Raw genomic sequence first — 12,140 nt, 5'->3', positions numbered from 1 at the left:
GACCAAGGGTTCCGTCCTCAAACGCCGGACGGGCTTGAAAGGTCGAGGCTTCCCGCCTCAAACGCGGGACGGGCTGACAGGTGCGGGTGGAACCGTGGGGTGGGCGCAAGGTGTCCTAGGCGAGGGGGACAGGGCGGGGCCGTCGGCGGGGGCGGCGTTATTCTCGTGCGGGCCGTACGGGGAGGAAGCGCACCATGGACAGACTCGGGTCCGACGACCCGCACCGCATCGGTGCGTACCGTCTCCTCGGCCGCCTCGGCGAAGGCGGCATGGGCCAGGTCTTCCTCGCCCGCTCCGACCGCGGCCGCACCGTCGCCCTCAAGCTCGTCCGCCGCGAACTCGCCGAGCAGCCCGAGTTCCGCGCCCGCTTCCGCCAGGAAGTCCGTGCCGCGCACCGGGTCGGCGGCGCGTGGACCGCACCGGTGCTGGACTCCGACACCGAGGCCCCCGTCCCCTGGGTGGCCACCGGCTACGTCGCCGGGCCCTCCCTCCAGCGCATCGTCTCGGGCCGCCCCGGAGCCCCGGTCACGGCCTCGGGGGCGTACGGGCCACTGCCGTCGCGTTCCGTACGGTTCCTCGGGACCGGGCTCGCCCACGCCCTCCAGCACATCCACGGGGCCGGGCTCATCCACCGCGACCTGAAGCCCTCCAACGTGCTGATGACCATCGACGGGCCCCGGGTCATCGACTTCGGTATCGCCCGCGCCCTGGAGTCCGTGCCCGACGGCGATCTGACCCGCACCGGGGCCCTGGTCGGCTCGCCCGGGTTCATGGCCCCGGAGCAGGTGCGCGGCGAGCGCGTGACCACCGCGTGCGATGTGTTCTGCCTGGGGGCCGTCCTCGCGTACGCCGCGTCGGGCCGGCTGCCGTTCGGTACGGCGGAGAGCGGCGGGGTCCATGCCCTGATGTTCCGGATCGCCCAGGAGGACCCGGACCTGACCGGCGTTCCGGAGGGGCTGGCCGGCCTCGTCCGGGACTGCCTGGCGAAGGACCCGGCGGCCCGCCCCGGCACCGAGGAGATCCTGGCCCGCCTGGGCGAGGCGGACACGGACGAACCCTGGCTGCCCGCCACCCTCATCGCCCAACTCGGCCGCCAGGCCGTGGGGTTGCTCGACGCGGAGGACCCGGTGGACCCGGAGGGCCCGCACGGTACGCAGGCCTCACCACACCAGCAGACCCCCCACAGCGCCCACAACACTTACAACGCCCACAGCCCTCACCCCGCCCAGACCGGCCCGATACCGCCCGCCCCCACCCCCGCCCCGATACCGCCGACGGCCCCGACCACCCCGGCCGCCCGGACGCAAACCGCCCCACCGCCCCGCCCGTCGTACCCACAGCCCCACCCGCCCTACGGCCCGCCCGCCCCGCAGCCGCTCTACGGCCCCACCGCCGAACAGCCGCTCCCCCCGGGCTACTTCGCGCCCGCGCCGCCCCCGCCGGCCCGGGAACGCCGCTCCGTCGGGGCCACCGTCGCGCTCATCGCCGTCGCCGTGATCGTGGCGATAGGCGCGGGCGGATCGGTGTACGCGTTCATGAACGGCGACGGACCGGGGACAACCGCCTCCCCCGGCCCGTCGGGCTCCGCCGACGCCGGCGGCAGCGGCGGGCAGCAGGGCGGCGAGGGCTCCGTACCGAAGGGCTTCCTGGGGACCTGGTCGGGCTCCATACCCGGCGAACAGGGCCCTTCCTCCCGTACGTTGACCATCCGGCAGGGCGACGTGGGCGATCAGGTCCTCGCCCTCACCGCCGAGGGGCCCCTCGCCTCCGGCTCCACGTACCACTGCGAGTTCACCGCGCCTCTCGCCGACCGCCCGTCCGGGGACGGCCCGGTCCGCATCGGCCCCTCCACGGTGTCCTCCGGCCGCCCGGCCTCCTCCTGCTCCCCCGGAAAGCCCACCGAGCTGACCCTGCTCCCGGACGGCAGCCTGCGCCGGTCCACGGCAGGAACGGGCGAGAGCCTGATCTACACCAAGTCCGGCTGACCTGACCACACTTCCACCGGCTCGCGCCACGCGGCGACCGACGCAAGGCGGCGGTCCGCATCCGCGAACCGCCGCCTTGTAGAAGTGCTACAGAAATTCGCCGAAGCGTTCGGCGTCAGAAGGCCCAGCCGGAGCACTTGTCGTCATTGTCCTTGATCCACTCGCATGTGCGGATCTTGAAAACGACACTTCCCGTCCCGCTCGTGGCCGTGGTATTGATTCCACTCTTGTTCCACAGGTGCCGCTGCGTAGTATTACTGGCCTTCCGGTAGTAATCAGCGTGCGCATACTGATTGGTGTACAGCTTCAGAGAAATAGCCTTGTCGCTGACGACTGTCCAAGACTTCGCCTTGCCATTGGGCGACAGCTTGGACAGCGCCTGAGCAGATGCGGGCGCCGCGGCGGCAAGCGCCAGAACAACGGTCAGCGTTGCGGCAATTTTCTTGATTCTAGGCAAAACAGTCCCTCCATAAGGCAATTACTCTCCCGTTCGAGTAATTACTCAGTCCCCCGATGGACGCCACCGGGAAGATTCACGAATGGCCGAATACGCGCCACACCACCAGATGATTACGGCAAGAGCCGACAGGCTTCCGGCCGTGCCGACGAGCAGGGACGAGGAGAGTTCGATCCCTTGCGTGGTGTCCTCTTGCGGAGCCGCAAGCCAGACGGCCGCCAGGTAGCCCGTCATCACGGAAGCCAGCAGCGGAGCGAGAAGCCCCCAGGCCGCGCTGGACCAGAACACCCTTCGGCGACCGGTGAGCACGCTGATCGGAGCCACCGATCGGCTGAACCTGATGAACTCTGCGAGGTTGGCCAGCGCTGCCGCGAGGGCAAGGAGCAACACACCCGGAGTCCCCAGGAACACCACCCAACGCCCGTGGTCCGAGGCGAGGTTGGCCCCGAGAAGCCACGTCTCCCCGAACGTCCCCACGGACGCCTCGCCGACCGGCAGTCCCGTGCGCACCGTCTGTTTGATCTCCGCCGCGGGCAGCGGAGATCCGTCGCGGGACACCAGGAGCAAGGCCGCCGGCCTGTTCTCGGCCGTCGGCTTCTCCGGCAACGGACGGCTCTGCCTCACCTCGAACTGCTCCAGTACCGGTCCGCTGCCGATCCACTGCAGTACGGTCCGTGTTCGCGCGTTCGCCTCCGAGACCGGTACCGACCGAAGACCCGGCGAACACACGAGGCCGAGGGCCTTGAGGTCACCGCACGGCGCCTGGAGCCGTGTCCCGGGCGGTTCGCTCTCGTCTGCGCCCTGGACTTCATAGGTGGCCACTACCGCGATGTCCGACGGCAGCCGGTCCAAGGTGGCGGCGAGCTTCCCGCCGTCGAGTGCGCCATCGCCGACTTCCATCAACAACACGCTCTCGCGCAGGACCTGCTGTGTCGCTGCTGCCGCTTGGGCCGCGGAGCCGTACTGGACGTTCTTCAGCTGCAACTGGGTCACCAGAACCATCGCAATGGTGATGCCCGCCACCAGCCTTGCCGTCACACCCGGATGCGCCGCGGCGTGCCTGCCGGCCACCAGTGCACCGGCATCGCCCGTCCGCCGAGCGGACAGCGCCAGTCGTGCTCCTGCTCCTCCTGCCAGAACCGCCACAGCGCACGGCAGAGTCACCATGACCAGCGCGACACCGGTGTTGTAGAGCGTCGCACGCAGCTGGGAGTGCTCAGCCACATCCAGCATCCCGGGAATCCACACGGTGGCCAGCAGGAGCAGCGGGCAGGCCAGAGCCGCCCACCGGATCATGTCACTGCCTCGTGAAGCGAGCCTCGTGGAACGCGACTTGGAACGCTTGGCCGTCCGGTGGAGAAGACACACCAACATCAGGACGACGGCGGCCGCGGAAAATCCTCCCAGGCCGAGAAGCCACCAGAAGCGCTTCATATCGGCTGCCGAAAGGACGTAGTCAATCCACGGAATGCGGACATCGACCAGCATGGTCACCACCGCAGGCATCAGACCGACGAAGGCTCCACCCATCACGGGCAGCGCGGACTCACCCATGTTCAGCCAGAAGCGGTGTCGCGCACCGCCTCCGAGAGCACTGATCAGGGCCGTACGGCGGTCACGCCCCGCCGACCCCATGCGGGCGGCGACGAAGGCAAGAATCAGAGCCGGCACGAGGATGAGATACATCCCCGTCTGCAGCCGCTCACGCGGGGCGACGAAAATCCAGTCGCCGGAGGGGCCCGGGCTTTCAGCGCCGAATCCCACGACCTCGATGGCCTTGCTCGTCCCCCATTGAGCATCGGTCGGATTGACATAGCCGTAGTTCTCACCGGGACTGGCGAGTCCTTCGACGCCGATTTCGCCGACGATCTCACCGTACCGGTCCGGTTCGCCCTGCCGGATCAGAGCCGCTTTCAGGCCGGGAGAAACTACTGCCTCGCCCGGTTCGGGCCATGACCGCAGTCCGGGCGGACGCGGTGTGTTCGGAGACGCCGCCCTGAGGTAGACGACGCTGAACTGAAGTCCGTCGATCTCGTCGAAACCGTCCACGGCACGAGCGATGGGACGACGGTCGGGGAATTCGTCCTGATACTGGAGCGTCCGTTCTGCCGAACGGTCTCTCATTCCCTCGTACGCACCGTAAACAGCCGCTTGTGCGGTGAGCCCGACGCTCAGGGAAAGTGTCGCCAGGAACAGAGCGACGGCTCGGATGCGACCGCCTGCGGTGCCCCTGCCCGCCCGGCCCATTCGGAGCAGTTGACCTCGCAAGGAAGCGTTCACTGCCCGACCACCGGATCGCATGCTACGAGGCTCCCGTCCAGCAGTTGCAGGCACCGGTCGGCGCGTGCGGCAACCGTCAGATCGTGGGTGACGACCACCAATGCGCAGTTCCATCGCGCCGGAAGCTCGTAAAGCAGGTCGGCCACACCATCCCGGGTCCGGACGTCGAGCGCTCCGGTCGGCTCATCGGCGAGGAGCAGAGCAGGTCTGTTGATCAAAGCGCGGGCCACCGCCGTACGCTGCCGCTCACCGCCTGAGAGTCTGTTCGTGGGAGTTTCCGCCAAGGGAACACCAAGTTCGGCGAGAAGCTCGGTCGCTCTGCGGTAGGACTCCGCGGCGGGAACACCTGCCAGCAACGCCCCCAACGCGACGTTCTCCACAGGCGTCAGCTCCGGGAGCAGCTCACCGAACTGGAACACCACGCCCATCGCGCTGCCGCGAAGCCGTTCAACGGTCCTGGTACGACTCGAGACAAGGTCTGTCCCGCACACAGCCACTACGCCGGAGTCCGGACGTATGAGGCCGAGGACGCATCCCAGGAGAGTGCTCTTCCCGCTGCCGCTGGGCCCGACCACGGAGACGGATTCACCGCGGTCGACCCGCAGCTCCAGACCGTCCAACAAAGTACGCCCGGCGATTCCGTAGCTCAGCCCGTGGATATCAAGGGCCGGAAATTCAGACGGGGAGTCCATTCAATTTTCCTGTCTTCAACCGCGTTCATCGCAGGCCTACCGGGCCCCGACGAACGACATCCCCCATGCCCTTGGAACAGCCCAAGGGCCGTGCAGCGGACGGACCGTGGACCGTCCGCTGCACGTCAACACAGCACGCTCAGCTGGTCCAGCCGGAGCACTTGTCGTCGTTGTCCTTGACCCATTCACAAACGCGCAGCTTGAAGATCGCGCTGCCGCCACCGCTGGCCACCATCGTGTTGACGCCGCTCTTGTTCCACAAGTGGCGCTGCGTGGAAGAACTGGCCTTCCGGTAGTAGTCCGCGTGCGAGTATCCGGACCTCAGCTGATGGACCTTCACCACAGTGTTCGAGCTGTAGGTCGACGCAATCGCCTTGCCGTTGGGAGAGGTTCGGCTCAGCTGGGCGACTGCCGGAGAAGCCATGCCTACAGAAACAGCCGCAACGAGAGCAGCGGACAGGAAAGGCAACTTACGCATAAAAACCCCCGAAAAAATGCGAACAAAAAATGAAGATCTCTTGAACGGAAGTGACCATACAGTGAAGGTCACCCGGTCCGTCAACCGACCCACACCCTCTGAGCTGCAACAATGAGGAGAAGGTGCCCAATAGATGCCTTCGCGGCTTTCGCTCCAGGGCCTGGACCGGCCTAAGCCGCCACCCGCTCCGGCATGGGAGACCGCAGCGCCCGGGTGATCAGCGCCGCTCCGGCCAGCAGCACGAGCACCACCAGCATCGCGTTCCGCAGCCCCACATGGTCGGCCAGGAAGCCCAGCGAGGGCGGGCCGACCAGGAATGCCGCGTAGCCCGCCGTCGAGACCGCCGCTACCCGGGCCGAGGCGTCACCCGGCCTCGCCCCCTCCCCCGCCGCCGAGATGGTCACCGGGAAGCCCAGGGAGGCCCCGAGCCCCCACAGCACGACCGCGGCGCCGGCGAGCAGCGCGCTGGAGGAGAAGATCACCAGCGCCACGCCGGCCGCCGCCACCAGCGCGCTGGCCCGGACCACGGCCGCCGGCCCGTAACGCACCAGGAGCGGCCCGCCCGCGAACCGGCCCGTCGTCATCGCGACGGCGAACAGCATGAACGTCAGCGAACCGGCCGTCGCGCTCGTCCCGTGACCGTCCACCATCAGCAGCGGCAGCCAGTCGTTGGCGGAGCCCTCCGCGAAGGCCATGGTCAGCACGATCAGGCCGATCAGCACCAGCCGCCGGTCCCGCCACACCGCCGGCTGCCCGCGCACTCCGCCCGTGCGCCGCCCGTCGGCGGCGTCGGCCTCGGCGTCGCCCGCGTTCGCCTCCTCGCGCCCCGTACCCGGCGGAACCGCCCGTACGGTCCACACCCCGGCCGCCGCGACGGCGACCGCGACCGCCGCCAGGTGCCAGCCGACCGGGAACCGGACCGCCGTCAGCCCCATCCCGACCAGCGCGCCGACCACGGTGCCCAGGCTGAAGCAGCCGTGCAGCACCGGCAGGACCGGGCGGCCCAGGGTCCGTTCGACGGCCGCGCCCTCGATGTTGAACGCCACCTCCGCCAGGCCCATCCCCGCCCCGAACAGCGCCAGCCCGCCGAACACCCCGGCCGACACCTCCAGCGCCGCGCCTCCGGCGATCACCACCAGCCCGGCCACCAGCAGCCCTGCCCCGAGGGCGATCACCGGCCGGCCGCCGTGCTTGCGCACGAGGCCGCCCGAGACCAGTACGCCTGCCATCGAGCCGATCGAGAGCCCGAACAGCACCAGGCCCATCGACCCCGTGGACACGTCCAGGGCGTCCCGTACGGCGGGGGTCCTGGCCACCCAGGACGCCATGCTCACCCCGGTGGCGAGCATGAAGAGGAAGAGCGCGGCGCGCCAGCGACGGGTCGCGGCGTCCATGACCAGGGGGTTCTTCATCGGAGCGGTGCCTCGGCAGACGGGTGGGGGCGGGAGGGGACGAGCTTCAGGCGTACGAGCGTACGCCTGAAGCGTACGTTCGTACACTCCCTCAGGCTCCCGTCGTGGACCCCGGGCGGACGATCATCAGCACGGTGACCGTGGCCCACAGCAGGTTGAAGATGCCGGTGTGCATCGCCAGCCGCCCCGCCGACCGGCGTGCGGTGACGAGCACTCCGGCCCCCGCCTGTGCCTCCTCTTCCGGTTCCGCCCCGGTCCCCGCCTCCGCTCCCCCGCCCGGGGGCCGCACCTCGGCCAGTTCCCGGTCCTGGGCGGGCAGGATCAGCAGGGCGAGTACGGCGGCGGCCGCGGCGGTCAGAATCATCGAGGTGATCAGCCAGGCGCTGCCGAGGACGCCGAGGCTGCTCGCCGTGACAAAGCCGGAGACCGGTACGGCGACACCGACGACCGCGTAGACCCGGCAGATGCGGTGCAGCAGCCGCAGCGACGCGTACGCCTCCCGGTCCGCCGGCGCCTCGCGGGCACGGCGGAGCGCCTTGGGGAACATGCTGGCGGCCACGGTGACCGGGCCGACGGCCAGGACGGCGGCCAGCACGTGCAGGGACAGAAAGAGCTTCGTCATGACCGGAGTTCACCGCCCGCGCCCGCCCCGCCTGCCCCGCCTGCCCCGCCTGCCGTACGCCGCCGGCCGCTGACCCGGGAGGCCGGAAGCCGCCCGGCCCGGGAGGAGCCCGTGAGGGTGTCGCCGGTGACGGTCACATCGAAGGCCAGGTTCAGGCGCATCGGCCGGGTGACGGCCTGCTTCCAGGTGAGCCGGTCGCCGCTGAGCACAAGCCCGTCGAGCGGCACCTCCTCCCCCGCACCTCGGGCCGAACCGGTCAACACCCCTTCGACATAGCGGAGTTCGATCACCGCCGCGATACGGCCGACGGGCGTGGCGATGGCCAGGTCCCATGTTCCCGCGACGGTCTCTTCGGTCAACATGTCTGTACTTCCTTGAGTATTTGGGGGAGTGGAGGGAGTGGGGGAGAAGGTCAGAAGGCGGTCGGGACCGGGCCCTGTGCGCGCCAGACCGTGCCACGGCGTTCGTGGGCGAACATCTCCTCGACGGCGTGGGCGATCCGCGGACCGGCCTCACGCTCCAGCAGGTACAGGGCCAGGTCGAGTCCGGAGGTGACGCCCGCCCCGGTGACGAGGTCGCCGTCGTCGACGACCCTGGCCCGCACCGCGTGGACGCCGGTGGCGTCGAGCAGGTCGAGGCCGAGGTGGTGCGTGGTGGCGTGGCGGCCCTCCAGCAGGCCGGCGAGGGCCGGTACGAGCGCGCCGCCGCACACCGTCGCGACCGTCACGGCGGGATCGGCCATCGCCGCCCGCAGCAGATCGGGCAGGCGAGTCGTCAGCGTGCGGGCCAGCAGGGCGGGGATGGTCGCGTCGCCCTCCGCGCCACCGCCACCGCCACCGTCGCCGTTGCCGTCGCCGTTGCCGTTGCCGTCGCCGTTGCCGTCGCCGTTGCCGTCGCCGGGAGTCTCTACGGACGTCTCTCCGGGCGTCTCTCCGGGCGTCTCTCCGGGCGTCTCGTCGACGTCGCCGACCCGGCCTGACGCGCCGGGTACCAGCACCACGTCCGCCCGTGCGGGGTCGAGGGCCGCCGTGGCACGCAGCGCCAGGCCCCCGGTGCCGCTGACCACCTCGCGCGGTCCCTCGGCGGAGACCAGCTCCACGGTCACCGCTCCGCCGGTGGCCGTGCCCCCGGCGTGCAGCACCTCGAAGGGGGCGACGACGTCGAGCGGGTCGAAGCCGTCGAACAGGACGATCTGGGCGCGCATGGCGAGTTCCTCCGAGCGTGCGGTCCCGGTACGAGCCGGGCGGGGTGGCGGTCCCGGCACGGAACCGGGCGGCGTGGCGATCCCCGTACGAGCCGGGCGTGCGATCCCCGTACGAGCCGGGTACGAGCCGGGCGTGCGGTCCCGGTACGTCCCGGGGCCGTTCCGACGCTATGCGGCCGCCGCGCCGCCTCCCAGTGGCAGGAGCGACACCTTTCGACGGGATATCGCCATAGCGCTTCCGGGGTTCATTTTCGCTGCTCAGAGCGGATACGCAGGCGGCCGAGGCATCCCTCTGCGCTCAGCGGCGCGGTATCTTCTCGCCATGCACACCGTCGCCGTCCTCGCCCTGGACCAGGTGATCCCCTTCGACCTGTCCACGCCGATCGAGGTCTTCACCCGCACCCGCCTCCCGGACGGCCGGCCCGGCTACCAGATCCGCGTCTGCGCCGAGCAGCCCGAGATCGACGCGGGCGCCTTCACCCTGCGGGCGCCCTGGGGGCTCGACGGGCTCGCCGGCGCCGACACGGTCATCGTGCCCGGCACCGCCGCCCCGACCGCCCCGATCTCCCCCGCCGTCCGCGACGCGCTGCGGACCGCCGCCCGGGCGGGCACGCGTATCGCCTCCATCTGTTCCGGCACCTTCCCGCTGGCCGCCACCGGCCTCCTCGACGGGCTGCGCGCCACCACCCACTGGATCGCCGCCGATCTGCTGGCCGCCACCCACCCGGACATCGAGGTCGACCCGGACGTCCTGTACGTCGACAACGGCCGCATCCTCACCTCGGCCGGGGCCGCCGCCGGGCTGGACCTGTGCCTGCACATGATCCGCCGCGACTACGGTTCGGCCGTCGCCGCCGACGCGGCCCGGCTGTCCGTGATGCCGCTGGAACGCGAGGGCGGGCAGGCGCAGTTCATCGTCCACGACTACGCACCCGCCCCGCAGGGCCACGCCCTGGAGCCGCTCCTGTCCTGGCTCCAGGACAACCTCGCCGCCGAGCTCACCCTCGCCGACATCGCGGCCCGGGCCAGCACCAGCACCCGGACCCTGATGCGCCGCTTCCGTGAGCAGACCGGCACCACCCCGCTCCAGTGGCTGCACCGGGCGCGCGTCCGGCAGGCCCAGCATCTGCTGGAGACCACCGACCACTCCGTCGAACGGATCGGCGCCCAGGTCGGATTCGGCTCGCCCACCGCCTTCCGCGACCGGTTCCGCAAGACCACCGGCGTCAGCCCCCGGGCCTACCGCCGCACCTTCGGCTGACCCGCGCCCCCGGCCACCGCGACCCCCGAGCCCTATGCTGCGAGGAGGGCCGAGCCGGCCGGGGAGACACCGGGGAAAAGACCGAGGAGAGGAGCGCCGCGTGGCGACAGGGCGCACCGACCCCGAGCGGCGGGACCGCATCATCGACGCGGCGCTGGACCTCATCGTCGACGAGGGCGTCGCGGGCGTCTCGCACCGCAAGGTCGCCGCCCGCGCGGGCGTGCCGCTCGGTTCGATGACGTACCACTTCTCCGGCATGGACGAGCTGCTGCACGAGGCGTTCACCCGCTTCTCCGGCACGATCGTCGCCGTCTTCGAGGAGCGCCTGGGCGCGGCGAGCACCCCCGACGAGGCGCGCGAGGCCGTCGCCGACCTTGTCCACCACCTCTCCGGCGGCAACCAGCGCGAGCTGATCCTCACCCACGAGCTCTACACCCTCGCCGCCCGCCGGCCCGCCTACCGCGAGCTCACCCGCACCTGGATGGGCCGCAGCCGCCGGGCCCTGGAGTGGCACTTCGACCCGGCCACCGCCCGCCAGCTCGACGCGCTCATCGAGGGCCTGTCCATCCACCGCGCCCTGGAGACCGAGCCGCACGACCGCGCCCTGACGGTCGAGGCGATCGCCCGGATCACCACGCCGCGTTCCTGACGGGTCTCCTAGCGGGCCGACTCCCGCACTCCGCCCGCCCGTCACGCTGGCGACGGTGACGGTGTCCGGAACTCGATGCCGGGGTACCGGGTGGTGAGGTGGCGGTCCACTGCCTCCCCGCCCACCTGGCCCCGCGGGTCTGGGCCGGACGTCCTCGACGGCCTCGGCATCGTGTCGACGACCGTCGAGCAAGCCCTGCACCCACGCGGCCCCGCACGTCCGCTGAGACGACGCACCCCCACATGCTTGCATGGACATGTATCTTGTTGAGTATCGTCGTCGACAAGGGGAGCCCTCCATGACGGTCAAGCAGCAGCAGCCGCGCGCCGCCTCCGATCTGGCCATGTGGGACTCCGTCCTCGGTCTGCACACGTTCGTGGAGCGACAGCTCGCACACGCCCTGCAACGCCGCTTCGGCGTCGGCCTGTCCGAGTACCGGGCCCTGGAGGTCCTCACCCGCGCCGAGAAGGGCGAGCACCGGATGCAGGAGCTCGCGGACCGCATCGGCCTGGGGCAGAGCTCGGTGACCCGGCTCGTGGGGCGGCTGGAGAGCGCCGGGTACGCCTACAAGGACACCTGCGACGACGACAAGCGCGGTGTGTACGCCGTCATCACCGACGAGGGCCGCAAGCACTACCAGGACGCCCGGTCCACCTACGCCGACGTCCTCGGCTCGGCCCTCGACACCGCGAGCACCGACGACCAGCTCGCCCGCGCGGTGCAGGCACTGCGCGGCGCTGCCTGACGCGATCGAACCGTCCACCCCGACGCCCGACGCCCGAAGCTCGGCACTCAGGACGTGAGCGCCGAAGCACTGCGTTCACTCTTGCGGGGATACGTGCGTGGGCCCCGGGCCCGAAGCTCGGATGCCGGGATCCGGGTGTCGGGATGCGAGCCCCGGGGCGCGAGCTCCTTCTTTAACCGGGAGGGAAAAGAGGGGGGTTGGGAAAACCACCCCCACCTCCCTACCCCGTCACGGCCAGCCAGTATGACTAATCGTGACAGCTTGCGGCGGAGCGTGACGGCCGCTTACGGTGCGAGAACTAAGCGACCCCGACGAGGTGTTACAGCACCAGGCCGGGGTCTAACCGCGAGATCGA

12 protein-coding genes are annotated in these 12,140 nt (G+C 70.6%); 4 read left to right on the top strand and 8 right to left on the bottom strand.

The features are described 5' to 3' along the window. Positions 1-194: 194 nt before the first annotated feature. Positions 195-1,985, top strand: coding sequence for a serine/threonine-protein kinase (locus G3I54_RS14065; protein ID WP_164614596.1), 1,791 nt, complete (start codon positions 195-197; stop codon positions 1,983-1,985). Between the two features lie 115 nt (positions 1,986-2,100). Here the strand turns inward: G3I54_RS14065 and G3I54_RS14060 are convergent, their stop codons facing one another. The 8 genes from G3I54_RS14060 to G3I54_RS14025 all read right to left on the bottom strand — a co-directional run bounded on the left by G3I54_RS14060 (position 2,101) and on the right by G3I54_RS14025 (position 9,130). Next, positions 2,101-2,442, bottom strand: a complete 342-nt coding sequence (locus G3I54_RS14060; RefSeq protein WP_164614594.1) for a hypothetical protein — start codon at positions 2,440-2,442, stop codon at positions 2,101-2,103. 45 nt (positions 2,443-2,487) lie between these two features. Next, positions 2,488-4,491 carry a hypothetical protein gene (locus tag G3I54_RS14055; protein ID WP_164614591.1) on the bottom strand — a complete coding sequence of 668 codons (2,004 nt, stop codon included), beginning with the start codon at positions 4,489-4,491 and terminating at the stop codon, positions 2,488-2,490. A gap of 227 nt (positions 4,492-4,718) precedes the next feature. Beyond that, positions 4,719-5,414 carry an ABC transporter ATP-binding protein gene (locus G3I54_RS14050; protein ID WP_164614589.1) on the bottom strand — a complete coding sequence of 232 codons (696 nt, stop codon included), beginning with the start codon at positions 5,412-5,414 and terminating at the stop codon, positions 4,719-4,721. Positions 5,415-5,553: 139 nt separating this feature from the next. Further along, positions 5,554-5,976, bottom strand: a complete 423-nt coding sequence (locus G3I54_RS14045; RefSeq protein WP_164614587.1) for a hypothetical protein — start codon at positions 5,974-5,976, stop codon at positions 5,554-5,556. 86 nt (positions 5,977-6,062) lie between these two features. Then, the gene (locus tag G3I54_RS14040) at positions 6,063-7,304 is read right to left on the bottom strand and encodes an MFS transporter (protein WP_164614586.1); all 1,242 of its coding nucleotides are present in this window, start codon (positions 7,302-7,304) and stop codon (positions 6,063-6,065) included. A gap of 91 nt (positions 7,305-7,395) precedes the next feature. Next, entirely contained in the window at positions 7,396-7,926 is a 531-nt protein-coding gene (locus G3I54_RS14035; protein WP_164614584.1) for a DUF2269 family protein, read from the bottom strand. Then, complete coding sequence (locus G3I54_RS14030; protein WP_164614582.1) at positions 7,923-8,288, bottom strand: hypothetical protein; 366 nt, start codon at positions 8,286-8,288, stop codon at positions 7,923-7,925. The genes G3I54_RS14035 and G3I54_RS14030 overlap by 4 nt, the downstream gene beginning before the upstream one ends. Before the next feature lie 50 nt (positions 8,289-8,338). Continuing rightward, positions 8,339-9,130, bottom strand: a complete 792-nt coding sequence (locus G3I54_RS14025) for a DJ-1/PfpI family protein (RefSeq protein ID WP_164614580.1) — start codon at positions 9,128-9,130, stop codon at positions 8,339-8,341. A gap of 322 nt (positions 9,131-9,452) precedes the next feature. Here G3I54_RS14025 and G3I54_RS14020 point away from each other — a divergent pair, with 322 nt between their 5' ends. The 3 genes from G3I54_RS14020 to G3I54_RS14010 all read left to right on the top strand — a co-directional run bounded on the left by G3I54_RS14020 (position 9,453) and on the right by G3I54_RS14010 (position 11,785). Further along, complete coding sequence (locus G3I54_RS14020) at positions 9,453-10,391, top strand: helix-turn-helix domain-containing protein (protein WP_164614578.1); 939 nt, start codon at positions 9,453-9,455, stop codon at positions 10,389-10,391. Between the two features lie 100 nt (positions 10,392-10,491). Then, positions 10,492-11,040 (top strand): TetR family transcriptional regulator, encoded by a 549-nt coding sequence (locus tag G3I54_RS14015; protein WP_164614576.1) that lies wholly within the window; start codon positions 10,492-10,494, stop codon positions 11,038-11,040. A 298-nt stretch (positions 11,041-11,338) separates the two neighbouring features. Continuing rightward, positions 11,339-11,785, top strand: coding sequence for a MarR family transcriptional regulator (locus G3I54_RS14010; protein ID WP_164614574.1), 447 nt, complete (start codon positions 11,339-11,341; stop codon positions 11,783-11,785). Positions 11,786-12,140: the final 355 nt, after the last annotated feature.

This window comes from Streptomyces sp. SID14515, from assembly GCF_010548505.1.
GTDB classification, from domain to species: domain Bacteria; phylum Actinomycetota; class Actinomycetes; order Streptomycetales; family Streptomycetaceae; genus Streptomyces; species Streptomyces caviscabies.
This window is presented reverse-complemented; position numbering and strand designations above follow the sequence as displayed.

Bases quoted from the DNA above. Each gene is read 5' to 3' on its own strand.
- G3I54_RS14050 (WP_164614589.1), bottom strand. From the start codon at position 5,414: ATGGACTCCCCGTCTGAATTTCCGGCCCTTGATATCCACGGGCTGAGC.
- G3I54_RS14025 (WP_164614580.1), bottom strand. From the start codon at position 9,130: ATGCGCGCCCAGATCGTCCTGTTCGACGGCTTCGACCCGCTCGACGTC.
- G3I54_RS14020 (WP_164614578.1), top strand. From the start codon at position 9,453: ATGCACACCGTCGCCGTCCTCGCCCTGGACCAGGTGATCCCCTTCGAC.
- G3I54_RS14065 (WP_164614596.1), top strand. From the start codon at position 195: ATGGACAGACTCGGGTCCGACGACCCGCACCGCATCGGTGCGTACCGT.
- G3I54_RS14040 (WP_164614586.1), bottom strand. From the start codon at position 7,304: ATGAAGAACCCCCTGGTCATGGACGCCGCGACCCGTCGCTGGCGCGCC.
- G3I54_RS14035 (WP_164614584.1), bottom strand. From the start codon at position 7,926: ATGACGAAGCTCTTTCTGTCCCTGCACGTGCTGGCCGCCGTCCTGGCC.
- G3I54_RS14030 (WP_164614582.1), bottom strand. From the start codon at position 8,288: ATGTTGACCGAAGAGACCGTCGCGGGAACATGGGACCTGGCCATCGCC.
- G3I54_RS14010 (WP_164614574.1), top strand. From the start codon at position 11,339: ATGACGGTCAAGCAGCAGCAGCCGCGCGCCGCCTCCGATCTGGCCATG.